The organism is Amycolatopsis vancoresmycina (assembly GCF_000716785.1).
Taxonomy (GTDB): domain Bacteria; phylum Actinomycetota; class Actinomycetes; order Mycobacteriales; family Pseudonocardiaceae; genus Amycolatopsis; species Amycolatopsis vancoresmycina.
This window is the reverse complement of record NZ_JNYY01000008.1, coordinates 245,723-270,463: the sequence shown is the minus strand read 5'-3', so window position 1 is coordinate 270,463 and position 24,741 is coordinate 245,723. Positions and strand designations below refer to the sequence as shown.

The 24,741-nt window shown below is 72.0% G+C and carries 19 protein-coding genes; 10 read left to right on the top strand and 9 right to left on the bottom strand.

Annotated elements, in window-relative coordinates; all coding sequences use genetic code 11:
- The first annotated feature begins 131 nt into the window (after positions 1–131).
- Complete coding sequence (locus OO60_RS21045) at positions 132–686, top strand: TetR/AcrR family transcriptional regulator (protein ID WP_004558941.1); 555 nt, start codon at positions 132–134, stop codon at positions 684–686.
- A gap of 18 nt (positions 687–704) precedes the next feature.
- Here OO60_RS21045 and OO60_RS21040 read toward each other — a convergent pair whose 3' ends face one another.
- On the bottom strand, positions 705–2,297 hold the full coding sequence (locus OO60_RS21040; RefSeq protein WP_004558940.1) for a solute symporter family protein: 1,593 nt from the start codon (positions 2,295–2,297) through the stop codon (positions 705–707).
- A complete protein-coding gene (locus OO60_RS21035; RefSeq protein ID WP_004558939.1) occupies positions 2,294–2,731 on the bottom strand; it encodes a DUF485 domain-containing protein in 438 nt (145 codons plus the stop codon). The genes OO60_RS21040 and OO60_RS21035 overlap by 4 nt, the downstream gene beginning before the upstream one ends.
- Before the next feature lie 1,017 nt (positions 2,732–3,748).
- Between OO60_RS21035 and OO60_RS21030 the strand changes: the two genes are divergently transcribed.
- The 4 genes from OO60_RS21030 to OO60_RS21015 are packed head-to-tail and all read left to right on the top strand — an operon-like array spanning position 3,749 to position 9,386.
- Positions 3,749–7,621 carry a sensor histidine kinase gene (locus tag OO60_RS21030; RefSeq protein ID WP_033261922.1) on the top strand — a complete coding sequence of 1,291 codons (3,873 nt, stop codon included), beginning with the start codon at positions 3,749–3,751 and terminating at the stop codon, positions 7,619–7,621.
- Entirely contained in the window at positions 7,618–8,070 is a 453-nt protein-coding gene (locus OO60_RS21025) for a roadblock/LC7 domain-containing protein (protein WP_004561253.1), read from the top strand. Before OO60_RS21030 ends, OO60_RS21025 begins: the two co-directional genes overlap by 4 nt.
- Before the next feature lie 7 nt (positions 8,071–8,077).
- On the top strand, positions 8,078–8,794 hold the full coding sequence (locus OO60_RS47820; RefSeq protein ID WP_240490909.1) for a DUF742 domain-containing protein: 717 nt from the start codon (positions 8,078–8,080) through the stop codon (positions 8,792–8,794).
- Positions 8,775–9,386: a GTP-binding protein gene (locus OO60_RS21015; protein WP_033261921.1), complete on the top strand. Its 612-nt coding sequence runs from the start codon at positions 8,775–8,777 to the stop codon at positions 9,384–9,386. Before OO60_RS47820 ends, OO60_RS21015 begins: the two co-directional genes overlap by 20 nt.
- A gap of 38 nt (positions 9,387–9,424) precedes the next feature.
- On the opposite strand, the gene OO60_RS21010 is transcribed toward OO60_RS21015, so the two are convergent.
- From OO60_RS21010 to OO60_RS20995, 4 genes are all read right to left on the bottom strand, one after another.
- On the bottom strand, positions 9,425–9,985 hold the full coding sequence (locus OO60_RS21010) for a dihydrofolate reductase family protein (RefSeq protein ID WP_004561256.1): 561 nt from the start codon (positions 9,983–9,985) through the stop codon (positions 9,425–9,427).
- Positions 9,986–10,065: 80 nt separating this feature from the next.
- Positions 10,066–10,716, bottom strand: coding sequence for a DUF899 domain-containing protein (locus OO60_RS21005; RefSeq protein ID WP_004561257.1), 651 nt, complete (start codon positions 10,714–10,716; stop codon positions 10,066–10,068).
- Complete coding sequence (locus OO60_RS21000; RefSeq protein ID WP_004561258.1) at positions 10,713–11,153, bottom strand: SRPBCC family protein; 441 nt, start codon at positions 11,151–11,153, stop codon at positions 10,713–10,715. The genes OO60_RS21005 and OO60_RS21000 overlap by 4 nt, the downstream gene beginning before the upstream one ends.
- Positions 11,146–11,472 carry an ArsR/SmtB family transcription factor gene (locus tag OO60_RS20995; RefSeq protein WP_004561259.1) on the bottom strand — a complete coding sequence of 109 codons (327 nt, stop codon included), beginning with the start codon at positions 11,470–11,472 and terminating at the stop codon, positions 11,146–11,148. Before OO60_RS20995 ends, OO60_RS21000 begins: the two co-directional genes overlap by 8 nt.
- A gap of 138 nt (positions 11,473–11,610) precedes the next feature.
- Between OO60_RS20995 and icmF the strand changes: the two genes are divergently transcribed.
- Positions 11,611–14,844, top strand: a complete 3,234-nt coding sequence (icmF, locus tag OO60_RS20990) for a fused isobutyryl-CoA mutase/GTPase IcmF (protein WP_004561260.1) — start codon at positions 11,611–11,613, stop codon at positions 14,842–14,844.
- Here icmF and OO60_RS20985 read toward each other — a convergent pair.
- Positions 14,841–15,524, bottom strand: a complete 684-nt coding sequence (locus OO60_RS20985; protein WP_004561261.1) for a class I SAM-dependent methyltransferase — start codon at positions 15,522–15,524, stop codon at positions 14,841–14,843. The two genes, icmF and OO60_RS20985, sit on opposite strands and share 4 nt — an antisense overlap.
- A gap of 77 nt (positions 15,525–15,601) precedes the next feature.
- Here OO60_RS20985 and OO60_RS20980 point away from each other — a divergent pair, with 77 nt between their 5' ends.
- Entirely contained in the window at positions 15,602–16,432 is an 831-nt protein-coding gene (locus tag OO60_RS20980) for an LLM class F420-dependent oxidoreductase (protein WP_004561262.1), read from the top strand.
- A gap of 80 nt (positions 16,433–16,512) precedes the next feature.
- Here the strand turns inward: OO60_RS20980 and kstR are convergent, their stop codons facing one another.
- Positions 16,513–17,133, bottom strand: coding sequence for a cholesterol catabolism transcriptional regulator KstR (kstR, locus tag OO60_RS20975; protein WP_004561263.1), 621 nt, complete (start codon positions 17,131–17,133; stop codon positions 16,513–16,515).
- Positions 17,134–17,279: 146 nt separating this feature from the next.
- Between kstR and OO60_RS20970 the strand changes: the two genes are divergently transcribed.
- The 3 genes from OO60_RS20970 (at position 17,280) to OO60_RS20960 (ending at position 23,483) form a co-directional block, all read left to right on the top strand.
- Entirely contained in the window at positions 17,280–19,334 is a 2,055-nt protein-coding gene (locus OO60_RS20970; protein WP_033261920.1) for an acyl-CoA dehydrogenase family protein, read from the top strand.
- Between the two features lie 166 nt (positions 19,335–19,500).
- Positions 19,501–22,323 carry a DEAD/DEAH box helicase gene (locus OO60_RS20965; protein WP_033261919.1) on the top strand — a complete coding sequence of 941 codons (2,823 nt, stop codon included), beginning with the start codon at positions 19,501–19,503 and terminating at the stop codon, positions 22,321–22,323.
- Positions 22,323–23,483 (top strand): SWIM zinc finger family protein, encoded by a 1,161-nt coding sequence (locus OO60_RS20960; protein WP_033261918.1) that lies wholly within the window; start codon positions 22,323–22,325, stop codon positions 23,481–23,483. The genes OO60_RS20965 and OO60_RS20960 overlap by 1 nt, the downstream gene beginning before the upstream one ends.
- On the opposite strand, the gene OO60_RS20955 is transcribed toward OO60_RS20960, so the two are convergent.
- Entirely contained in the window at positions 23,477–24,715 is a 1,239-nt protein-coding gene (locus tag OO60_RS20955) for an alpha/beta hydrolase (protein WP_003092849.1), read from the bottom strand. The genes OO60_RS20960 and OO60_RS20955 overlap by 7 nt on opposite strands.
- Positions 24,716–24,741: the final 26 nt, after the last annotated feature.

Below are 24,741 nucleotides of genomic sequence, written 5' to 3'. Positions count from 1 at the left end.
GATACTCCCCCAAGGAGCGCGAAGAGAAGCGGAGAGTTTCTCCACTTGGTACGACGCGATAATATGGAGAGCGTCTCCGGATGCGCAAGTGAATTCGGAGAATCTCTCCGGTTGAAGCTGAGGAGGCCGGGATGCCGGATGCGGAGCGTCCGATGCGGGCGGACGCGAGGCGCAACTACGAGCGCATCGTCGCGACGGCGAGGGAGCTCTTCACCACGCACGGCGCCGACGTGCCGCTCGACGACATCGCCAAGAAGGCGGGTGTCGGAGCCGGCACGCTCTACCGGCACTTCCCGACGCGGGAGAAGCTGTTCGAAGCGGTCTACCGCGAAGAGATCACGGTGCTCGCCGACCGCGCGATCGTCCTGCACGGCGAACTGCCGCCGTGGGACGCCCTGGAAACCTGGCTGGGGGAGCAGGTCACCTGGGTCGTGGAGCGGTACAAGCTGGCGATGCTGCTCAAGGAATCGATCGACTCGGGCTCGGAGACCTTCCAGTACTGCCAGAAACGGCTGCGCGAAGCGGTCGGGGTGCTCGTCGAGGGAGCCGCGGGCCTGATCCGGCCGGACATCTCGGCACCGGACGTGCTCCGGCTCGGGCACGGCGCGGGGATGGCGGTGCGCAACTGCAGCCCGGCGGAGGGCAAGCTGGTGCTGACCGTGATCCTGGACGGCCTGCGCGCGTGACGCAGGCCGTCCAGGGGGTCAGCTGCCGATCCCGGTCATCGAACGGACTTCCATCTCGGCCTGCTTCTCCGGGTCCGCCTTCGGCCGGCCCACGAGCGTGCCGACGAACCCGCACAGGAACGAGAACGGGATCGAGACCAGCCCCGGGTTCTTGAGCGGGAACCAGGCGAAGTCGACGCCCTTGAAGATCGAGTCCGGCGAACCGGAGACGACCGGCGAGAAGAGCACCAGTAGCAGGCACGCGATCAGGCCGCCGTAGATGCCCCACAGCGTGCCGGTCGTGTTGAACCGCTTCCAGAACAACGAGTACAGCAGCGTCGACAGGTTCGCCGAGGCCGCCACGGCGAACGCCAGGGCCACCAGGAACGCGATGTTCTGCCCGTTCGCCAGCACGCCGCCCGCGATGGCCAGCACCCCGACCGCGATCGCGGTCAGCCGCGCCACCCGGACCTCGTCGGCCGGCTCGGCCTTGCCGTGCTTGAAGATGTTGGCGTAGACGTCGTGGGCGAACGAAGCCGACGCGGTGATCGTCAGCCCGGCCACCACCGCGAGGATCGTCGCGAACGCCACCGCCGCGATGACGCCCAGCAGCAGCGTCCCGCCCACGTGCAGGGCCAGCAGCGGCGCCGCGGAGTTCTCGCCGCCCGGCGCGCTCTTGATCTCGTCCGCGCCGACCAGCGCGGCCGCGCCGAAGCCGATCACCAGCGTGCACAGGTAGAAGAGGAACATGCACGCCGTCGCCCAGACGACGCTCCGCCGCGCCTCGCGCGAATTCGGCACCGTGTAGAAGCGCATCAGCACGTGCGGCAGGGCCGCCGCACCGAGCACCAGCGCCAGTGCCAGCGACACGAAGTCGAGCTTGGTCGTGTCGTTCTTGCCGTACGAGCCGCCCGGTTCGAGCAGCTTGTCGCCGAGCGGGCTGTTCTGCGCCGCGGAGGAGAGCAGGTTCGAGAAGGAGAAGCCGAACTTGCCGAACAGGAACACCGTCAGCAGCGCGCCGCACAGCAGCAGGATGGTGGCCTTGATGATCTGCACCCACGTGGTGCCCTTCATCCCGCCGACCAGCACGTAGAGCACCATGACCAGCCCGACGACGCCGATCACCAGCGCCTGGCCGAGCTTGGAGTGGACGTTCAGCAGCAGCGCGACCAGGCCGCCGGCGCCCGCCATCTGCGCCAGCATGTAGAAGAAGGAGACGACCAGGGTCGACGTCGCCGCGGCCGCGCGGACCGGGCGCTGCTTCATCCGGAAGCTCAGCACGTCGCCCATCGTGAAGCGGCCGGTGTTGCGCAGCAGTTCGGCGATCAGCAGCAGGTCGACCAGCCAGGCGACGAGGAAGCCGATCGAGTAGAGGAACCCGTCGTAGCCGTGGATCGCGATGGCGCCGGCGATGCCGAGGAAGGACGCGGCGGACAGGAAGTCGCCGGAGAGGGCGATGCCGTTCTGGCGGCCGGTGAACGCGCTGCCCGCGGCGTAGTAGTCCGCCGTCGAGGAGTTCCGGGCGCCGGCCCGGTAGACGACGTACAGCGTGATCGCGACGAACAGGGCGAACACGGCCGTGTTGACGATCGGGTCGCTGGCGGGCACCCCGCCCGCGGCGAGGGCGGTCACCGGCGCGCCCCGTCCGGCAGGCCCGCGCGGGCGCGCAGCTCGGCGATGCGCGGGTCGAGCCGGCGGCGCGCGTAGCGCAGGTAGAGCCAGGTGACCAGCGCGGTGCTGGCGAACTGGCCGATGCCGAGCACGATGCCGACGTTGACCTGGCCGAAGACCTTGCGGCTCATGAAGTCGTGCGCGTAGGCGGCCAGCAGCACGTACGTCATGTACCAGGCGAAGAAGGCGAAGCTCATCGGGAAGACGAAGCCGCGGAACCGGCGGCGCAGCGAGGCGAACTCGGGGCTGGCCTGGATCGCGGGGTAGTCGGGGCCGGTGCGGGCGGCGGCCCGGTGGGGCGGGGGACCGGTGGGTCCGTCCCCGGGGAACAGGGCCGGCATCACGCCGGTCTCCTCGAGGGCGTTGCCCGGCGATGGCCGCGCTACGTCGTACATGGGTGCCTCCGGCAGAGTGCCTCCGTGGCGGCGGACCCCGGGCGCCTGTGTGTGCAGGTGCGCCCGGCCGCCCTTGCGGACTGCGAGGGCACATCGTAACTACGCCATCCGGCCGATGCCGAAGGCGGCCGGACCGGCCGGGGCGCAGCGCCCGGGCGGTATTCGTTTTCCTGTCGAAAGCGTCGAATGCGCCGGTCGCCGAGAAGGGTGGGGGAGCACCTCGGCAATGGGAAAAGAATTGTGACGCCGCGTTGTTGTCTTCGCTATTCGCTACGACGAACGGGCTAACGAATAGCAAGGGCTCGGTAAGCTGGTTACGCAATGTAGTCAAAAGGGGAGTCGTGGCCAACCCGTCGGTGTCCCCGGACGGGGGTCGGGCGACGAAGATCCACTGGTCAGGGCGATGTTCTGTCAGAAATCACCGGGTCGTGGGATAGCGGCGCGCAACGCCACAACATCGGGCACACCTTGAGCCTTGACCCACCCGTTGGTGGTACGGAGTGTAGATCGTCCGAGGGACGCTGCTACCCTGTCTGGGCTAATCGGGTGACGACCGGATGCTCCTGGCCCCCGCGTCCGGTAACCGGAATTCCCGCTTCGGGGCCGGCAAGGGGGAATGGTGCCGTCCCGGTCCGGCCGCGAAAGCACTTTTCGCAGGTCAGCGGGCGAGTGGGGAAGAAAATTGACCGTCCGGGCATCGGGGGTACGATTCTTTGGCCCAGCTGACCGCAGCGATCGATTGGCACCGATAAAGTTGATCTCGATCACCGTGCACAACGCAACTTGCGACATGCACGTGCAGAGTCCCGGGCACGGGGCGGCGGGACGGTGCCTGCCCGGTGCCGGGCGCGCGGACGGCGGGGCGGCCGGGGACGAGCGAGGGCGCCGGGGAAGCGGCAGGGCAGGGGCGGCACGGCCGTCCGCCGGCCCGCTGCGAACCGGGACGCCGCGCCGCCGACGCGGATCCATGACGCCGGACAGGGAGTCACTCACGTGACCGTTGCAGGAGAAGGTCAGGTGCCCGTCGGGGAACTGCTCGGCCGAGCGCCCCGGCGGTCCAAGGGGAAGGCCGTGTGGCACGCGCTCGTGCAGTGGCGCGACTGGAGCCTGCCCGTCAAGCTTTCGGCCGTCACGGTCGTGCCCATCGTCCTGGCACTGGTGCTGGGCATCACGACGATCGCCGCGCAGGTCGGCCGCTCGGGCGAGTACCAGCGGCTCGACCGGCTCGTCGCGCTCGGCGGCGGCGTGCGCGCCCTCACCGGCGCGCTGCAGCAGGAGCGCACGGTCACCTCGGCCATGCTGACCGCGGGCACCGTCGGCGGCACCCCCGAGCTGGCCGCGGCGCGCACGGCGACGGACGCCGCGATCGGCCCGTTCACCGCCGAGCAGGCCCGCGCCGCCGAAACCGAGCCCGGCGTGTCCGGTGCCGCGGGCGCGGCCACGGCGCAGCTCGGCAACCTCGGCTTCCTCCGCCGCCAGGTCGACGGCGGCCAGCTCGACCCGGCCCAGGCCATCTCGGCGTACGCCGCCCTCACCGGCTCCCTGATCAGCCTCGACACCGCGGTCACCGCGGGCGCCGGCGACGGCACCCTCGGCGGCACCCCCGCCGGCCTGCACGAACTGCTGGTCGCCGGCGAGCAGGTGTCGCTCAGCCAGGCCCTGGTCTCCTACGGCATCGGCCGCGCCGCGCTGAGCCCGAGCGAGCTGGCCACGCTGCGCGCCGCCGAGCTGCGGCTCGCCGACCGGCTGGTCGACTTCCGCTCCGCGGCGGGCGACACGCTGCAGCGCGACTTCGCGGCGATCGCGGAGGGCACGCAGGCGCAGAGCCGGGCCCGGATGGTCGAGACGGTGCTGAACGCGCCGGCCGGCGGCGTGGACGACGCCCTCCGCGCGCTGTCGGCCCCGGACTGGGCCGGCGCCTCGGCGGCGATGCGCACGCAGATCGGCCAGGTCGCCGACCGGCTGGGCGGGGCGGCTTCGGCGACCGCGGCGCAGCTGGTCGACGAGTCCAGCAGCGGCGCCGGCCTGCTCGCGGTGCTGCTGTTCGCCGCGATGGTGCTGGCCGTCGCCGTCGTCTTCCTCATCACCCGCCAGCTGCTGCGCTCGCTGAAGGTGCTGCGCCGCAGCGCCCTCGACGTCGCCGAAACCGCGCTGCCGGAGGCGGTCCGCAACATCCAGGAGGGCCGCGCGCAGGGCACCGACGTCCGGCCGGTCCCGGTGCACACCGACGACGAGGTCGGCGAGGTGGCGCGGGCGTTCGACAAGGTGCACCACCAGGCGCTGCGGCTGGCGACCGAGCAGGCCGCGATGCGCACCGGCTACGGCAGCGTGTTCGTGAACCTGTCGCGGCGCAGCCAGAGCCTGGTGCAGCGGCAGCTGCAGCTGATCGAGCAGCTCGAGCGGGACGAGGAGGACGCCGACCAGCTGGCGACGCTGTTCCAGCTCGACCACCTCGCCACCCGGATGCGGCGCAACAACGAGAACCTGATGGTGCTCTCCGGCGCCGAGCCGGGCCGCCGGTCCGGCAAGCCGGTCGGCACCACCGACATGCTGCGCGCCGCGGTGTCCGAGATCGAGCAGTACCAGCGGGTCCAGGTGCAGCCGCCGCCCCCGGCCCGGATCGTCGGCTACGCGGCGAGCGACCTGATGCGCCTGGTCGCCGAGCTGCTGGACAACGCCACGGCGTTCTCCGCGCCGGAGACCTCGGTGACCGTGGCGTCGCGGCTGGGCGAGGACGGCTCGCTCAACATCGACATCCTCGACAAGGGCATCGGCATGAACGAGGCCGAGGTCGCCGAGGCGAACACCCGGCTGACCGAGGCCGGGTCGGTCGACCTGGTGACGTCCCGGCGGATGGGCCTGTTCGTCGTCGGCAGGCTGGCCAGCAGGCACCGGATCGGGGTGTCGCTGCACGGCGGCAAGGACATCGTCGGTGTCCGCGCCACGGTCGTGGTTCCGGCGGAGCTGGTGATGCCGGTGACCGACGGCCCGGTCACCGGCCCGATCGGCGCGCTGCAGCAGCACCCGGCGAGCCCGGCGGCGGGCAACCAGCTGCCGCGCCGCCCGGTCAACGGCACCACCCGCCCGCGCCCGCTGGTGCCGCCGCAGCCGGCGATGGGGGAGGAGCGCTGGCCGTCGGCGAGCGACCTGGCCGGGCTGTCCGGCGTGCGCCCGCCGTCGGATCTGGAGATCTCCGGCACGGCGCTGTTCGCCCCGATCCCGAAGGACGACGACGTCCCGCCGCAGCGCCCGGCCCTGCCGCCGGTGCCGGCGGTGCTCCCGCTGCCGCAGCAGCCGCCGCGCGCGGACGACCTGCCGGCGGGCAAGGACCTGTTCACGGCCAACGAGACGACGCTCAGCGACTGGTGGCAGGAGGCGACCGCGGGCCAGGAGCCACCCCCGCCGGCCCCGGCCCCGGACCGGTCGGAGACGACACCGATCTTCGACGAGATGCTGTCGGCGTGGTTCCGCGAGGACAAGCCGGCCGTCTCCGAGGAGGAGCCGCCGGCGGCGTCCGCGTCGGAGGAGGTGCCCCCGGAGGAGCGCCGGAGCTGGGACTTCGCGAGCGACGAGAACTTCCGCACGGTCCAGGAGCGGACGAAGGCGGAGCCGACGGCGTTCACGGAGGCGGGCCTCCCGCGCCGCCGCCGCGGCGAGCAGCTGCTCCCGGGCAGCGCCACCCCGGCCCCGGCCCAGCTCCCCCAGCCGGCCCCGCCGAGCCCGGACCTCCCGGTCCGCGACCCGGCGGACGTCCGCAGCCGGCTGAGCAACTTCCAGCAGGGCGTGACGAGGGGCCGCCGCCAGACCCGGCAGGCCCGCCAGGCCGCGGCCCAGCGCCCGAAGCCGGTCCAGAGCGGCCAGCCGGTGCAGGGGCTGGGCACGGCCCAGTCGGCGGGCGCGGTGGAGCCGGAGAAGCAGGCTGCGGCGCCCGGGCCGGGTACGACCGAGACGGCCGGGCTCCACGGCGCGGTGCAGGATTCCGGCCCGGCGCAGCAGGCGGAGGCATCCGAGCAGCAGGCCGCGGAGACCCCGCAGCCGGGGCGGCAAGGGGCCGCGGAGGTGCCGCAGTCCGGGCAGCACCGCAACGGGCTCCCGCAGCCGGAGGCGGCGCAGTCCAATGGTCTTCCGCAGCGTGGTGGGCTCGGTGACGGTCTGTCGCAGCCGAGTGGCCAAGCGGCCGCGGAGGCGGCGCAGTCCAATGGTCTTCCGCAGCGTGGTGGGCTCGGCGACGGTCTGTCGCAGCCGGTCGGTTCGCCGCCGGGCGGTCTCCCGCAGCCCCGGCCGCAGGCCAACGGCCTGCCGCAGCCGGCGCTGCGAGGCGATATCTTCGCCGCCGGCCTGCAGCCGCCCGCAGGCGGCGAGCAGCCCGCCGCGACCGGCGCGACCGAGCAGGCGGACGAGGCCGATGCGCAGCCCACGGCCCTCCCGAAGCGGTCCGGCGGCCTGCCCCAGCCCAGCCACCGCGAGCCGCCCACCGTCTTCCACGAGTCCGGGCAGCTTCCCGTCCCCAACGGCCGTCCCGCCGGACCGCCCTCCTCGCTCCCCAGCCGGAAACCTCCCGAGACCCCAGCTCCACGGCAGGAAGAATCCGCGGTGGAGGCCACCGCCGAGTGGACCTTCGGCCCCGACGACGGCTGGCGCGCGGTGCAAGCGGTGTCCCAGTCGACGCCCGCCACCTTCACTTCGGCAGGATTGCCCCGGCGCCGTCGCGGGGAGCAGCTGCTTCCGGGCAGCGCCGGACCGTCCACCGGGGCCACGGCCCCCCGACCACAACGGGACGCACACGACGTGCGCGGCCGCCTGCGGAGCTTCCAGCAGGGCATCGAGCGCGGACGCCACCGCACCGCACAGGCGGCCGAGACCAACCACGAGACCTTGGAGGGTGAATGACCTCGCCGAGTAGCGCGCAGCCGACGCAGAACCAGTTCGGCTGGCTGGTGAACGACTTCGCGGAGCGGGTGCCCGGCGTGGCGCACGCCGTGGTCGTCTCGGCGGACGGCCTGCTGCTGACCGCGTCGAACCGGCTCCCGCTCGACCGGGCCGACCAGCTCGCCGCCGTCGCTTCGGGCCTGGTCAGCCTCACCCAGGGCGCCGCCCGCTGCTTCGAAGCCGGCGCGGTCAACGAGACCGTCGTCGAGATGGAGCTGGGGATCATGGTGCTGATGTCGATCAGCGACGGCTCCTGCCTCGCCGTGCTCGCCGCCCCGAACTGCGACATCGGGCAGGTCGCCTACGAGATGACGATGCTCGTCGACCGGGTCGGCCAGATCCTCACCCCGGAGCTGCGCGCCCAGCTGCAGGGCTCCGGTGGGTCGCTGATCGGCGAACCGGTGGGATGATGGCGCGATGAGCACGGGGTCCGGATTCGACGGCGAACCACCCGGGGGGCGCAACCCCGCCGGGCGTGGGGACGACGGCACGTTCGCCGACGTCCTCAACGGGTTCACGCTGGATTCCGGCCGTGCCCGCCGGAAGCGCAAGAAGAGCAAGGAGTCCCCGCCACCCCCGGCCGCCGGTGCGCACGCGGCCGCGGAACCGCCGGCGCCCGCGCCGTCGGCCGACCCAGGAGATCGCGTGACCTCTTTAGTCTCTCCACCCGGCAGTACCGACGGGGACAGCCCCAGACCAGGCGGTTTGTTCGACCCGGGCCCGCCCAGCGGCGAGTTCGTGATGCCCGCGGTGTTCGAGCAGCCGCCCGCGCCCGAGGAGCTGACGGCCATCGTCCGGCCCTACGCGCTGACCGGCGGCCGCACCAAGGCCAATTACGCCCTGGAGCTGGAGACACTGATCTCCGCGAAGGACTACGCTGCCACCGGTGGCTTCCCCGAGGTGGCCGCGGAGCAGATCGAGTGCATCTCGATCATGGAAGAGTGCCGGACCCCCCGTTCGGTCGCCGAGATCGTGTCGGCGCTGCGGGTGCCACTGGGTGTGGCCCGGGTGCTGATCAGCGACGCGGCCGACGCGGGGCTGGTCACGGTGCACAAGACGATTACGGGCAATGACGGCGCCGAGGCACATCTGGTGTTGATGGAAAGGGTTTTGAGTGGACTCCGTCGGCTATAAGGCACCGCGGGACACCGCGCCCCCGACCATGACCTCCGCCAAGATCGTGGTGGCCGGCGGATTCGGCGCGGGCAAGACCACGTTCGTCGGGTCGGTGTCGGAGATCGTGCCGCTGACCACCGAGGCGATGATGACCGACGCCAGCGTGGGGGTCGACAACCTCGACCACACGCCGGGCAAGTCGACGACCACGGTGGCGATGGACTTCGGCCGCGTGTCCCTGGACGCGGACCTGATCCTGTACCTGTTCGGCACGCCGGGGCAGCAGCGGTTCTGGTTCATGTGGGACGACCTGGTCCGCGGCGCCATCGGCGCGGTGGTGCTGGCCGACACGCGCCGGCTGGCCGACTCGTTCGCCCCGATCGACTTCTTCGAGGACCGCGGCCTGCCGTACATCGTCGGCATCAACACGTTCGACGGCGTGCTGGAGCACGACATCAACGACGTGCGCGAGGCCCTGTCGATCGACCCGAACATCCCGATCGTCCGCTGCGACGCCCGGGACCGCGAGTCGACGAAGCAGACGCTGATCACGCTGGTCGAGTACGCCATGCGGCAGTGGATCGCGCTCCGGGCGGCCAACGCGCGCTGACGCCGTACGGGCCCGGGGATGACCCGGGCCCGCGCCGGTCACGCACGGCGGTAGCGCAGCAGCACGACCTGGTCGTCGAAGACGCGCGACTGCGCCAGCGTGAGGCCGAGCCGCGCGGCGCCCTCGGCGAACGGCCGCTTGCCGCCGCCGAGGACGACCGGGTGCACGAACACCTGGTACTCGTCGATCAGGCCGCGCGCGGTGAGCTCGGCGGCCAGCTCCGCGCCGCCCATGAGCAGCAGGTCGTCGCCCGGCTCGGCCTTCAGCGACGCCACCGCCTCGTTCAGGTCGCCGCCGACCACGCGGGTGTTCCAGTCCGCCTTCTCCAGCGTCCGCGAGAACACCACCTTCGGCGTCCTGCGCCAGACGGGCGCGAACGCGAGGTCGTGCGGGTCGTCCGAGATCGACTCGGCGTCCGGCCAGTACGCGGACATCATGTCCCAGACCTTGCGGCCGTAGGCGAACTCACCGCAGCGCGTGCTCAGCTCCCGCGAGTAGGCGGACAGCTCCGGGCCCATCGCCGGCCAGTCGAATTCGCCGTCCGGGCCTTCCACGCAGCCGTCGAGCGAAGTGTGGACCATGTGGACGATCTCGCGCATTTCCATCTCCTCCTGGTGGGTCTGACACGAGGAGGTCGGAGCCGCGGAGGACGACCGGACACGGCCGCCGCGGAAACTTTTCAGTACTCGTCGTGACGGCGCCACCACGATCCGGGGCCGTCGTCGCCGCGGCTCTCCTCCTCCCACGCCTCCTGCCGGCCCAGCGGCGTGACGTCGAGGTACCGGTGCGACGCGAGGAACATCTCGCCGCCGCGGCCGGAGGTGAAGTACGTCCGGTAGACGTCGTCGCCGTCGCGGAGGAAGACGCTGACGCCGAAGCCGCGGCCGACGCCGCAGTCCTCGGTGAAGTCGCTGCCGTGCGCGGACACCCACGGCACGTCCCAGCCCATCCGCGCCTTGTACCGCTCGATCTCCGCGCACGTCGCCGGCGCGACGACCTTCAGCGTGACGTCGCGGGCGTGCAGGTGCGCCAGGTGCGGCAGGTTGTCGAGGACCAGGGAGCAGCCGGGGCAGCCGGCTTCGTCGCCCGGGTGCAGCATGAAGTGGTAGACGATCAGCTGACGGCGGCCGTCGAAGAGGTCGAGCAGGCTCTTCGTCCCCTCGGCCGAGCCAAACTCGTACGGCTTGCTGAAGGGGACCATCGGCAGCCTGCGGCGTTCGGCGGCGAGGTGGTCGGCCGCCTTCGTCAGCTCCTTCTCCTTGACCAGCAGCGCGTCGCGCGCGGCCTGCCAGTCCTCCGGCGAAACGATCTCGGGCAGGGTGGCGGTCATCGGGCGTCCTTTCCTCGGATGAAGGCGGTCAGGTCCTCGAAGCTGGAGCTCCAGCCGTCGTGGTGGCCGTCGCGGTCGGCGGCGGTGGGGAAGCCGGTCTGGACGAAGGTCATCTCGGTCTTGCCGTCGAGGTCGGCGAAGCCGATCGTCACCAGGGTCTCCTCGCGCAGGTCGCCTTCGGTGTCCCAGGCGAAGGTGAACACGAGCCGTTCGGGCGCGGTGATCTCGCGGTAGGTGCCGTACATCCAGTGCTCGTCGCCCTCGGGGGAGCGGATGCACGCCCGCCAGGCGCCGCCCGGCCGGGTGGCGAGGGTGACGGCGGCGCCGGTGTAGCCGTGCGGGCCCAGCCAGCTCGCCAGCTGGTCGGGATCGGTCCACGCGGCGAAGACGAGCTCGCGCGGGGCGTCGAACACGCGCGTGATGGTCAGGTCAGGCATCGCCGGTCAAGCTCCTCAGGTGCTCTTCGAGGCGGTCGAACCCGTCGTCCCAGAACCGGCGGTAGGTCGCGACCCAGCCGGCCACGTCCTCCAGGGGTTTCGCCTCCAGCCGGCAGGGCCGCCACTGGCGTGTGCGGCTCCGGGTGATCAGCCCGGCCTCTTCCAGCACCTTCAGGTGCCGGGACACCGCGGGCAGGCTCATCGGGAACGGCTCGGCGAGCTCGTTGACCGTCGCTTCGCCGGTCGACAGGCGCGCGAGGATGGCGCGCCGGGTCGGGTCGGCGAGGGCCGAGAACGTCCGGCTCAGCGTGTCCGTCATTTCACCACCTTGTTAATTAACGTACTTGTTAAATATAGGGCCGAGCTGGTGGAAGTCAAGGTTCTCCGCGGTTGCCGTGAGAGCTGCGTCACCGGTTCTCGGGTTTCCAATAGTAGGAAGCCAAAGTATTTTGGAGGGATGACCAGCGAGCTGTACCGTCCCGTGCACCCCGTCCGGTTCGTCACCGCGTCGAGCCTCTTCGACGGGCACGACGCGTCGATCAACATCATGCGGCGGATCCTGCAGTCGCAGGGCGCGGAGGTCGTGCACCTGGGTCACAACCGGTCGGTCGACGAGGTCGCCACCGCGGCTATCGCCGAGGACGTCCAGGGTGTGGCCATCTCTGCTTACCAGGGCGGGCACGTCGAGTACTTCTCCTACCTGGTCGAGCTGCTGCGCGAGCGCGGCGCCGGGCACATCAAGGTCTTCGGCGGCGGGGGCGGGGTGATCGTGCGCGAGGAGATCGAGCTGCTGCACTCGCGCGGCGTCGCCCGCATCTTCTCGCCCGAGGACGGCTACGAGATGGGCCTGCCGGGCATGATCAACTCGATGATCGAGGCCTGCGACGTCGACCTCGCGGCCGAGGCCCCGGCCCTGGACAAGGTGCTCTCCGGCGACGTCGCTTCGCTCTCGCGGGTCATCACCCAGCTGCAGGCGTCGAAGCTGCCCGAGGACCTGCTGGGCGGCATCACCGACGCCGCGGGCAAGCGGGAGGTCCCGGTGCTCGGCATCACCGGCACCGGCGGCTCGGGCAAGTCGTCGCTCACCGACGAGCTGATCCGCCGCTTCCGCCTCGACCAGGAGGACAAGCTGCGGATCGCGGTGCTCGCCGTCGACCCGTCGCGGCGCAAGGGCGGCGGCGCGCTGCTCGGCGACCGCATCCGGATGAACTGCCTCGACGGCTCACCGGTGTACTTCCGCTCCCTGGCCACGCGCACGACGTCGGGGGAGATCCCGGCCGGGCTGCGCGAGTCGATCCTGGCCTGCAAGGCCGCCGGGTTCGACCTGGTGATCGTCGAGACGCCGGGCATCGGCCAGGGCGACGCCGGCATCGTCGACTTCGTGGACGAGTCGCTGTACGTGATGACGCCGGAGTTCGGCGCCGCGTCGCAGCTGGAGAAGATCGACATGCTCGACTTCGCCGACGTCGTCGCGATCAACAAGTTCGAGCGCCGCGGCGCCGAGGACGCCCGCCGGGACGTCGCCCGCCAGCTGGTGCGCAACCGCGAAGCGTTCTCGTCGGCGCCGGAGGACATGCCGGTGTACGGCACGAGCGCGGCGAAGTTCAACGACGACGGCGTCACCGCGCTGTACCAGCACCTGCGGGGCATGCTCGCCGAGCGGGGCCTCGGCGTGTCCGCCGGGACGCTGCCGCAGGTCGAGGGCAAGGTCTCGACCGACGCTTCGACGATCATCCCCGGCAACCGGGCCCGGTACCTGGCCGAGATTTCCGACACCGTGCGCGGCTACCACGCGAAGACGCAGCAGCAGGTCGCCGCGATCCGCAAGCGCGACGCTCTGGCGGTCGCGCGCGAAGAGCTGGCCAAGGTGGACGCCTCGACCGACGCGCTGGACGGGCTGCTCGCCGCGGCGGAGTCCGATGTGGACGGTGAGGCGACGCAGCTGCTGGCGCGGTTCCGGGCGCTGGCCGAGGAGTACCGCCAGGACGAGCTCGTCGTGAAGATCCGCGACAAGGAACTGCGCACGCAGCTGTGGCGCGACACGCTGTCGGGCAACCGGATCCCGCGCGTCGCCCTGCCGCGGTACGCCGAGTCCGGCGAGCTGCTGTCGTTCCTGCGCCGCGAAAACCTGCCGGGCTACTTCCCCTACACCGCGGGCGTTTTCCCGTTCAAGCGCGAGGGGGAGGACCCGGCGCGGATGTTCGCCGGCGAAGGCGACGCGTTCCGCACCAACCGCCGGTTCAAGCTGCTGTCGGCCGACTCCGAGGCCAAGCGGCTCTCGACGGCGTTCGACTCGGTGACGCTCTACGGCCACGACCCCGACACTCGTCCCGACATCTACGGCAAGGTCGGCACGTCGGGGGTGTCGATCGCGACCCTCGACGACATGAAGGCGCTCTACGACGGCTTCGACCTGACCGCGCCGAACACGTCGGTGTCGATGACGATCAACGGCCCGGCGCCGACGATCCTCGCCTTCTTCCTCAACACCGCGATCGACCAGAAGCTCGAGGCGTTCCGCGCCGAACACGGTCGTGAGCCGTCCGACGCCGAAGCCGCCGAGCTGCGCGAATGGGTGCTGCGCAACGTCCGCGGCACGGTGCAGGCCGACATCCTCAAGGAGGACCAGGGCCAGAACACCTGCATCTTCTCCACCGAGTTCAGCCTCCGGATGATGGCCGACATCCAGGAGTGGTTCATCGAACACGGCGTCCGCAACTTCTACTCGGTGTCCATTTCGGGCTACCACATCGCCGAGGCCGGGGCGAACCCGATCTCGCAGCTGGCCTTCACGCTGTCCAACGGCTTCACCTACGTCGAGTCGTACCTCGCGCGCGAGATGGACATCGACGACTTCGCGCCGAACCTGTCGTTCTTCTTCTCCAACGGCATGGACGCGGAGTACTCGGTGCTCGGCCGGGTGGCGCGGCGGATCTGGGCGGTGGCCATGCGCGAGCGCTACGGCGCGAACGAGCGGTCGCAGAAGCTCAAGTACCACGTGCAGACGTCCGGCCGCTCGCTGCACGCGCAGGAGATGAGCTTCAACGACATCCGCACCACGCTGCAGGCGCTGTGCGCGCTGTACGACAACGCGAACTCCTTGCACACCAATGCGTTCGACGAGGCGATCACCACGCCGTCGGAGTCGTCGGTGCGCCGCGCGATGGCCATCCAGATGATCATCAACAAGGAGTGGGGCCTGTCGAAGAACGAGAACCCGCTGCAGGGTTCGTTCGTCATCGACGAGCTGACCGACCTGGTCGAGGAGGCCGTGCTGGCCGAGTTCGACCGGATTTCCGAGCGCGGCGGCGTGCTGGGCGCGATGGAGACCGGCTACCAGCGCGGCAAGATCCAGGACGAGTCGATCCTGTACGAGCGCAAGAAGCACGACGGCTCGCTGCCGATCATCGGCGTCAACACGTTCCGCAACCCGCGCTCGGGGGAGGACGAGGTCGAGGTCGAGCTGGCCCGGGCGACCGAGGACGAGAAGAAGTCCCAGCTGGACCGCCTGGCGGACTTCCAGCACCGCCACCACGAGGAGGCCCAGCAGGCGCTCAAGGCCCTGCGCGAAGCGGCCACCCGCGGCGGCAACCTGTTCGGGGTGCTGGTGGATGCCGCGCGGGTGTGCTCGCTCGGTCAGATCACGGAGGCGTTCTTCGAGGTCGGTGGCCAGTACCGGCGCAACGTCTAGCGGCGGACCGCGTTCAGCTGCCAGACCGGGACCAGGACGCGTCCGTCCGCGTCGGTGGCCAGTCCGGTCAGGTCGGCCGGCTCCTCGCCGAGCACGACCCGGACGCTCTGCCGCAGCTCCTCCGGCGTCATCGACGTCGTGTAGAGCGTCGGTTCCAGGCGTTCGATCGTCCAGTCGCGGCCGACGGTCTCGCGCAGGTTCGCCTCGCTGATCAGGTAGGGCGCCGGGAAGCCGGCGGGAACTTCCTCCGAGAAGGCGAACAGGTGCAGCGTCGCGCCCGGGCGGGTCGCGCGGGTGAGCGCGGCGAGGTACTCGCGCCGCTGGTCCTCGCTCAGGCAGTGGTAGAGCGCGCTGTCCAGGACCGTGTCGAAGCGGCCTTCGTAGCCTTCGAGCTTCGTCGCGTCGGCCACCGCGAAGGTGACGCCCGGCGCGCGGGTGCGAGCCTGCTCGACCGCCGACGGCGCGCCGTCCAGGCCGGTGACGTGCAGGCCGCGGGAGGCGAGGAACGCGCTGTTGTCGCCGAGGCCGCAGCCGATGTCGAGGACGTCACCGGTGAACCCGCCCGCGTCGGCCAGTGCGACGACCGCGGGCTGGGGTGCGCCGAGGTCCCAGGGCATCTTCCGGCCGATCGGCGTGCTGCCCCGGTAGAGCTCTTCGAAGTCGATGTCCTGCACGTCCATCACTACCCCCTTATTCAACGTATGATGAGATGACTTCATCCTGCACCCGCTGTCAAGCCGGTGGTAGTCCTTGACGTATGAAATTCGGGATTTCGACGTTCGTGACCGACGAGGGCATCCGGCCGGACGTGCTGGGTGCGGCCCTGGAAGAGCGCGGCTTCGACTCGCTGTGGCTGGCCGAGCACTCGCACATCCCGGCGAGCCGGGAGACGCCGTACCCGGGCGGGGGCGACCTGCCGCGGGTGTACTACCGCACGCTCGACCCGTTCGTGGCACTGACCGCCGCGGCCACCGCGACGTCGGAGCTGCGGCTCGGCACCGGCATCGCGCTGCTGATCCAGCGCGACCTGATCCACACGGCCAAGGAGGTCGCGTCGCTGGACCTGATCTCCGACGGCCGGGCGCTGTTCGGCGTCGGCGTCGGCTGGAACCGCGAGGAGATGCGCAACCACGGCACCGACCCGAAGACGCGCGGCGCCCTGATGGACGAGCAGCTGGCCGCGCTGAAGGAGATCTGGACGTCGGAGCAGGCGGAGTTCCACGGCGCACACGTCGACTTCGACCCGATCTTCAGCTGGCCGAAGCCGGTGCAGCAGCCGCACGTCCCGATCTACATCGGCGGCGAGAGCGAGGCGGCCCTCAACCGGCTGGTCAAGTACGGCGACGGCTGGCTGCTGCGGGGCTACACGAAGTACCAGGAGGCCCAGCGGGTGCGCCGCTGGCTGGCCGAGCAGGGACGCGAGGACGTGCAGTTCGCGGTCTTCGGCGGCCCGACGACCCCGAAGGTGATCGACGGCTTCCGCGAGGCTGGTGTCGAGCGGTACACGTTCCTGCTGGACACGCTGCCGGAAGCGGAGACGCTCAAGGCGCTCGACGAGCTGGCGAAGGTGGCTGCCGCCCACCGCTGAGGGTGACCTCGACGGCGCTCGGCACCGGAAACTGTCGGTGCCGAGCGATAGAGTGGAACCGGGGGGTGCCCCCGCGGCGGCTACTTGTCCAGCAGCAGGTGCACCGAGAGTTCGAGGCGGTTCGCGACGTCGGCGGCCGAGGCGCGGCGGGTCACCCAGGCCACCAGGTTCGCCATCCACACGTCCGCGACGACGTGGAAGATGTCGCGGTCCGCCTCGGCCGGCTCGGCGATGCCCATCGCCTTGGCGAACATGTTCTCCATCAGGCGTCCGACCTGCTCGACCTCGGCGGCGGCCGAGGTGTCGGCGAACATGAACGCACGCACCATGGCCTCGGTGAGGTGCGGGTCGCGCTGCATCATGCGGGTGTTGCGGCCCAGCACGAACATGAGCCGCTCGGCGGGCGTCTCGCCCGGGATGGCCTGGCGCTCCAGCTTCTCCTGCGCGCGCTCGAACTCGCGGGCCAGCCCGGAGACGAGCAGGTGGATCTTCGACGGGAAGTACCGGTACAGGGTGCCGAGGGCGACGTCGGCCTTCTCGGCGACGGCGCGCATCTGCACCGCGTCGTAGCCGCCCTTCGAGGCCAGCGCGAGGGTGGCGTCGATGATCCGGCGGCGGCGGTCGCGCTGGGCCGCCGAGCCGAGCTCGTCGGCCCCGATCGCGCTCAGGCCGTTGCCGCGGGCCTTGGTCTTGCCTGGCATCGGCGTTCCCCCGTCCTTCGGAACTTGTTCCAGTTCACGACCTAGATTACCTGTCCTGGCGAACCTCGCGACATTCGACCCACTGGCCGGAAAACTGTAACACGTTCTACACTCGCGAGTAGTGTCGTACACCGCGAGGAGGCCCGATGCCGGTCGCACTCACCGAGGAACAGGCCGCGCTGGCCGAGGCGATCCACGCCTGGTCCGCGGCGCACCACCCGCGGGAGGCGGTGCGCGCGGCGGAAACCGGGGCCGGCGCGGAAATCCCGGCGGGCTTCGCCGAGCTCGGCCTGTTCGGCGTCGCGGTGCCCGCGGCGGCCGGCGGGGCCGACGGCAGTGTCGCCGACCTCGCCGCCGGGCTCGCCGCGGCGGCGGAAGAACTCGTTCCCGGGCCGGTGCTGGGAACCGCCCTCGCCGGCCTCCTGCTGGCCGAAATACCCGAAGCGAAGGAGCTGCTCTCCGCGGTCGCCGAAGGGGAGGCCACGGTCGCGGTCCTGCTGAACCCGCTGTCGCTCGCGGACGGCGTCAGCGGACCCGTGCCCGGTGCGGACGCCGGGACCTGGCTGCTGGTGCCGGTCGACGGCGGCCACGTGCTGCTGGCGCCCGGCACGCCGGGGGTGGGTGTCGAGCCCCTTCAGGCGTTCGACTTCTCGCGCCCGCTGGCCCGCATCCGGCTCTCGGGTGTCCGTGCCGAGGTGCTGTCGTTGCCGCCGGTGCGGCCATTGGCGGCGATCCTGGCCGCGGCCGAGGCGGCGGGCGTGGCGCGGCGGTGTCTCGCCGTCGCCGTCGAATACGCCAAGGTGCGTGAGCAGTTCGGGCAGCCGATCGGGGCGTTCCAGGCGGTCAAGCACCTGTGCGCCGAAATGTTGTGCCGGGCCGAAGCCGCCGAAGCGCTGGCCTGGGACGCGGCTTCCGGGCAGCACCCGCTTTCGGTGGCGAGCGCGGCCGTCGTCGCCCTCGACGCGGCCGTGGCCAACGCCAAGGACTGCGTCCAGGTGCTCGGCGGCATCGGGTTCACCTGGGAGCACGACGCGCACCTGTACCTGCGCCGGGCCGTGGCCCTGCAGCAGTGGCTCGGCGGGTCGTGGCGGCGGCAGGCGGCTTCGCTGGCGCTCTCCGGGACCGAGCGGACGCTGGGGGTCGACGTCGGCGACGATCCCACTTTGCGAGACGAGGTGGCGCGGATCGCGGACCTGCCCACCGGTGATCAGCGGGTCGCCCTGGCCGACGCCGGGTTGCTGACGCCGCACTGGCCCGCGCCCTACGGCCGGGGCGCCGACACCGCGGAGCAGCTGCGGATCGACGCTGCCCTGAGTGCCGCCGGCGTCCGCCGCCCGGACCTGGTGATCGGCGCCTGGGCGGTGCCGACGATCCTCGAGCACGGCAGCGACGAGCAGCGGGCGCGGTTCGCCCGGCCGACCCTGCGGGGCGAGCTCACGTGGTGCCAGCTGTTCAGCGAGCCCGGCGCCGGATCCGACCTGGCGGCGCTGCGGACCGCGGCCCGGCGCGTCGACGGCGGCTGGCGGCTGTCCGGGCAGAAGGTGTGGACGTCGCTCGCCCGCGAAGCCGACTGGGGCATCTGCCTGGCCCGCACCGATCCGGACGCGCCGAAGCACAAGGGCATCACGTACTTCTTGGTCGACATGCGCGCGCCCGGGATCACCACGCGGCCGCTGCGCGAAATCACCGGGGAAGCCGTGTTCAACGAGGTGTTCCTCGACGACGTGTTCGTCCCGGACGCCGACGTCGTCGGGACACCGGGCGGCGGCTGGCGGCTGGCGCGCACGACACTGGCCAACGAGCGGGTGGCCATCGGCAGCGGCTCGGCGGTCGGCGAGAGCGTGCAGGCGTTGGTGTCCACAGTGGACGCCGCGCGCCTGGACGACGTGGCCTTGGACCGGCTCGGTGCGCTGGTGGCCGGCGGGGTCGCGGGCTCCGTGCTGGACCTCCGGGCGGCGCTGCGCCGGCTGGAGGGCCAGGACCCGGGCGCGGAGTCGAGCGTCCGCAAGCTGCTCGGGGTTTCGCACCGGCAGGACGTGGCCGAGTTCGCCCTTTCGCTCGCCGGATCGGACGCCCTGCTCGCGGACGGCCCGGCCCAGCGGGAGTTCCTGCTGACCCGCTGCCTTTCGATCGCGGGCGGCACGACCCAGGTCCTGCGCTCCCTCACGGCGGAACGCCTGCTGGGCCTGCCCCGCGGCTGATGCCCCGCCGATCACACGTGATGCCTCCCTGATCACGCGTGATGCCCGCCGGATCACGGGTGATGCCCCTCGCCGCCCGGGGTGAGTTGCCTTGCGAAACGGTGCGAAAGGACCGTTCGTGCCGCCGACGGCAAAACTGTCGGTCCCGTGTTCTAGCGTTGCGGTCGTGGAGTTCAGCGCAGACACCCAGGCCACGTACCTGCCCGCGGATCCCCCGCGGGACGGCGTGCTGGCGCTGTGGGGCGAGGACGTGGCCGGCGGGACCACGATCGAGCTCGTGCTGCCCAGAGGAGCCAAGTTCGCGCGGACGAAGGTCGACGCCGAGCTGGTCCCGCTGGAGCGCGCGCTGCCCCGGCTCCTGTCGGTGGGCGAGGCGGCGAGCCCGGCGGTGGCGGCGTGGTCGGCCGCGGTCAACGCGGGGGTGAACCTCGTCGCCCGGGGCCGGCTGCGTCCCGCCGTCTCCCCGGCCGGCGCGGCCGCCTGGCGCATCGGGCCGCTCGACGCCGCCGACGAAGAACTGCTGCGCGGGCTCGCCGGGGCGTTGCCGCCGGAGGCGTACGCGCTGCCGCTGACCGGGCTGAAACGCATCCGCCTGCACTCGCCGGACTCGCTGGTCCGCGCGCTCTGGGACGCCACGGCGGACCTGCTGGTCCGCAGCCCGGCCGCACCGGTCGGGGCCGGTGACCCCGCGTTCGCGGCCCGCGAACCGGCGCTCCTGGGCCCGGACGGCGCCGCGTGGCTCGCGGAGCTGGAGGCCCGCGAACCACGGGGCGTGCAGGTGCTCCTGCGGGTCGAGGGCGTCGGCGACGAGTCGTTCGCCGGGGTGCTGGCGGTGCGCAGCATGGCGGAGCCGAGCCTGGTGGTGGAGGCGGCCACGCTGTGGGACGCCCCGGACGCGGTGCTGAACCGCCTCGGCGACCAGGTCGAGACGCAGCTGCTGCTGGGCCTGCGCCGCGGCGCGCGGGCGTGGGCGCCGCTGGAACGGGTGCTGGCCGAACCCGCGCCCGCGTCGCTGGCGTTGAGCGACGACGAGGTGGTCGACCTCCTCACCGACGGCGCCCGCGAGCTGGGCGGCGCGGGGATCGAGGTGCTGTGGTCGAAGGGACTGTTCGCGGGCGAGGTGAAGGCGAAGGCGAGTGCCACGCAGGCGCCGGCGAGCGTCGCGGGGCCGGAGTTCGCGCTGCGGAGCCTGCTGGAGTTCCGCTGGCAGCTCAGCCTGGGCGGCGAGCAGCTGACCGAGGCCGAGGTGACGGCCCTCGCCGAGGCCAAGCGGCCGCTGGTCCGCCTGCGCGGCCAGTGGGTCCGCGTGGACCCGCAGCTGCTCGCCCGGGTCAGGAGCCGAACCCGCAGGCTCGAGGCGGCCGAGGCACTGGCGGCGGCCCTGACGGGCGAGCTGGAACTGGACGGCGAGCGCGTCGAGTTCGCGGCACCCCCGGCCCTGGACAACTTGGTTTCGCGCATCCGCGACCGGGCGGAGGGGGCACTGGCACCACCGCCGGGGTTGCGGGCGACGCTGCGCCCGTACCAGCAGGCGGGGCTGGCCTGGCTGGCGACGATGACGGAGCTGGGGCTCGGCGCGTGCCTGGCCGACGACATGGGCTTGGGCAAGACGATCCAGCTGATCGCCCTCCACCTGCACCGCCGGGCTTTGGCGGCCCGGGCACAGCTGCAGCCAGGCCCGGCGCAGCCCGGCAAGATCAGTGAATCGAATGCCGGTGTCGAGCTCTCGCAAACCACCGGCGGGCCCACCCTCGTGCTCTGCCCCACCTCCCTCCTCGGCAACTGGGAGCGCGAGTTCGCCCGCTTCGCCCCGGACATCCCCGTCCGCCGCTTCCACGGCGGCGGCCGTCACCTCGACGACCTCGCGCCCGACGAGGTCGTCCTCGCCACCTACGGCGTCCTCCGCCGCGACCGCGAGACTCTGTCCGAAGTGGACTGGGGGCTCGTCGCCGCCGACGAGGCGCAGCACGTCAAGAATCCGCTGTCCGCCACCGCCAGGGAACTGCGCAACGTGCCCGCGCGGGCCAAGGTCGCCCTCACCGGCACGCCCGTCGAAAACCGGCTCACCGAGCTGTGGTCCATTGTGGACTGGACCACCCCCGGCCTGCTCGGCCCGCTCGACCGCTTCCGCCGCACCGTCGCGCGCCCCATCGAACGCGACCGGGACAAGGCCGTCACCGAACGGCTGGCCGCCACCGTGCGGCCGTTCCTGCTGCGGCGGCGCAAGACCGATCCGGACATCGCGCCGGAACTGCCGCGCAAGACCGAGACCGACCGGTTCGTCCCGCTCACCGCGGAACAGACCACCCTCTACGAAGCCGTCGTGCGCGAGAACCTGGCCGAGATCCGCGAGACGCAGGGCATCAAGCGGCGCGGCCAGGTCCTGCAGCTGCTCACCGAGCTCAAGCAGATCTGCAACCACCCCGCCCAGTTCCTCAAGGAACCGCACGGCACCCTCACCGGCCGCTCCGGCAAGCTCGCCGCGTTCGAAGAACTGCTGGACGTGATCCTCGACGAGGGCGAGAGCGTGCTCGTCTTCAGCCAGTACGTCCAGCTCTGCCGCCTGCTCGAACGCCGTCTCACCGAGCGGGGCCTGCCTACCGAACTGCTGTCCGGGGACAGCTCGCCGTCGAAGCGGCAGGACATGGTCGACCGGTTCCAGGCCGGCGAAATCCCGGTGTTCCTGCTCTCGCTCAAGGCAGGCGGCGTCGGGCTCAACCTGACCCGGGCCACCCACGTGATCCACTACGACCGCTGGTGGAACCCCGCGGTCGAAGACCAGGCCACCGACCGCGCGTACCGCATCGGGCAGGACCGGCCCGTCCAGGTGCACCGGCTGATCGCCGAGGGCACCCTCGAGGAGCGGATCGCGCAGGTCCTCGAAAAGAAACGCGGGCTCGCCGAGTCGATCGTCGGCGCGGGCGAGGACTGGATCACCGAATTGTCCGACGACGAGCTCGCCGACCTCGTCCGGCTCGGGAGCGGGTGATGCCACCACGGCGGAACTTCGGCACCACCTGGTGGGGCCGCGCCTGGGTCGACGCCCTGGAACAACGCGCCAAGCTCGACCCGAACCGGCTGCCGCGCGGGCGGACGTACGCGCGGAAGGGCACGGTCAGCGAGCTCCACTTCGGATCCGGGGCAATGACGGCCCGAGTGCGCGGCAGCCGGCCGCAGCCCTACAAGGTCACCATCACCATGCGCACCTTCACCGACGGCGAGTGGGACACGTTGCTGGGCGTGGTCGGCACGCAGCTGGGGCACGCGGCCGCGCTGCTCGACGGCGAGCTGCCCGCCGCACTGGCCGAGCAGGCACGCGAGGCGGGCGCCGACCTGCTGCCGGGCCCGGGCGACCTGCGGCCGCGGTGCTCGTGCCCGGACTCCGCCAACCCGTGCAAGCACGTCGCCGCGGTGTACTACCTGGTCGCCGACGAGGTGGACCGCGACCCGTTCACGCTCTTCCTGCTGCGCGGACGCCCGCGGGCGGACGTGCTGGCCGAGCTGCGCGCCCGCCGAGCACCGGCCCGCGGCGAGAAAGCGAAGCTCCCGAAGCGCGTGGACGAGGGCCTGACGCCGAAGGCCGCCTTCGCCCGGCGGCCGGGCGCGATCCCGGCCCTGCCCCCGCCGCCGCGGATCCCCGGCCCCCCGGCGGTCCTGGACCTCGACCCGCCCCCGGCCACGGGCTGGACGGCGGCGGCCCTGTCCACCCTCGCGGCGGACGCGGCCGCCCTGGCCCGCGACCTCCTGACCACCGGCCCGGCAGCGGCGGAGCTCACGTTCGAGGAGGACCTGGCCCGCCGCGCGGCGGGCCGCACGGCCCCGGAACTCACGGCCCTGGCCACGGCGGCGCAGGTGCCACCCCGCGACCTGACCCGCTGGGCGGAGGCCTGGCGCGAAGCAGGCCGCGGCGGCTTGGCCGCCCTGCGCGAGAGCTGGCAGCCAGGCCCGGGCCCGGTGGCCGAAGCGCAGCAAATCCTGGCCGACGCGGGCCTACCGGGAACGCCGAAGGTGTGGCGAAACCGTCTCACGCAAGGAGAACTGCAACTCCGCTACGGCCGCGACGCGCGCTGGTACCGCTTCGTCCGCGAAGGAGCGGAGTGGCGCCTCGATGGCCCGCCCTCGGCGAGCCCGCTGGACCTCGTCTACTGAGCCCGCTCGGCTTTCCAGGCGTTGTACGTGTAGTCCAGGAACCGCGCCACACCGCGGACCACGTGCGCCGACCGCACCGACGTGAACACGTCGAACGCGTGCTGCGCCCCCGCCAGCTCCGCGTAGGCCACCGGCTCCCGCGACTTCTCCCGCAGCCGCTGCACGAACTCGCGGGCCTCGCGCACCGGGACCAGGGAATCGTCCCGGCCGTGGATGACGAAGAACGGGGGCGCGTCCGAGGTGATCCGGTCCAGCGGGGACGCCGCGATGTAGTCGTCCAGGTGGGACACCGGATCCCGGTCCGGCGCGAACACGCGCCGCGCGATCAGGCTCTCCAGCCGGTACTTGCTCGCCGGGGCCCCGGACGTCGCCGCGAAGTCGTACACGCCGTAGTGCGGGACGCACGCCTGGACGCTCGTGTCCGCGTCCTCGAACGACGGCTGCAGAGCCGGGTCGTTCTGCGACAACGCCAGCAGCGCCGACAGGTGCCCGCCCGCCGATCCGCCCGTCACCGCCACGAACCGGGGGTCGCCGCCGTACGAGGCAATCGAGGAGCGGATCCACGCCAGGGCCTGCTTCGCCGCAACGATGTGCGCCGGCCAGCGGTGGGCCGGGGACAGCGGGTAGTTGATCGCGACGCACACCCAGCCCCGGCGCGCCAGGTAGCGCATCAACGGACGGCCCTGCTCCTCCTTGTTGCCGATCACCCACGCCCCGCCGTGGACCTGCAGCAGCACCGGGGCGCCGGAGACGTCCGCGCGGGGCCGGTACACGTCCAGCAGGAACCGCTTGCCGCCCGGGGCGTAGGCGATGTTGCGGTCGCCCCGCACGTCCGGGGCGCCCATCCGGAACGGCAGCGCCAGCTCGCCCCACGGCAACCCCAGGTCGGACCGGCCCAGTTCCGATGCGTAGTCGTCGCCCAGCGCCGACGTCAGCGCCTTCTCGATCTCCTCGCGCGCGCCGTGCCCGGTGCGGACCAGCGTGGCCAGCCCGGCCGCGGACGCCGCCGCCATCGCCAGGCCCACCTTCGTCGACCGGTCGCCGACGCCGTGGCGAGCCACGTGCAACGCGGTGTCGGCCGCCGTCAGCGCCAGGAACTGCGGGGCCAGCTCGCCGGTCAGCCAGCCGGCGAAGAACACCGGGATCGTCGTGGACCGCGCCCGCAGCGGGCGGAGGGCGTTGGCGGTGAGACCGAGCTGGACCGCGCGACGGATCAGGAAATTCGGCTGCACCAGCGTGATGATACCGGCGAGTAGGG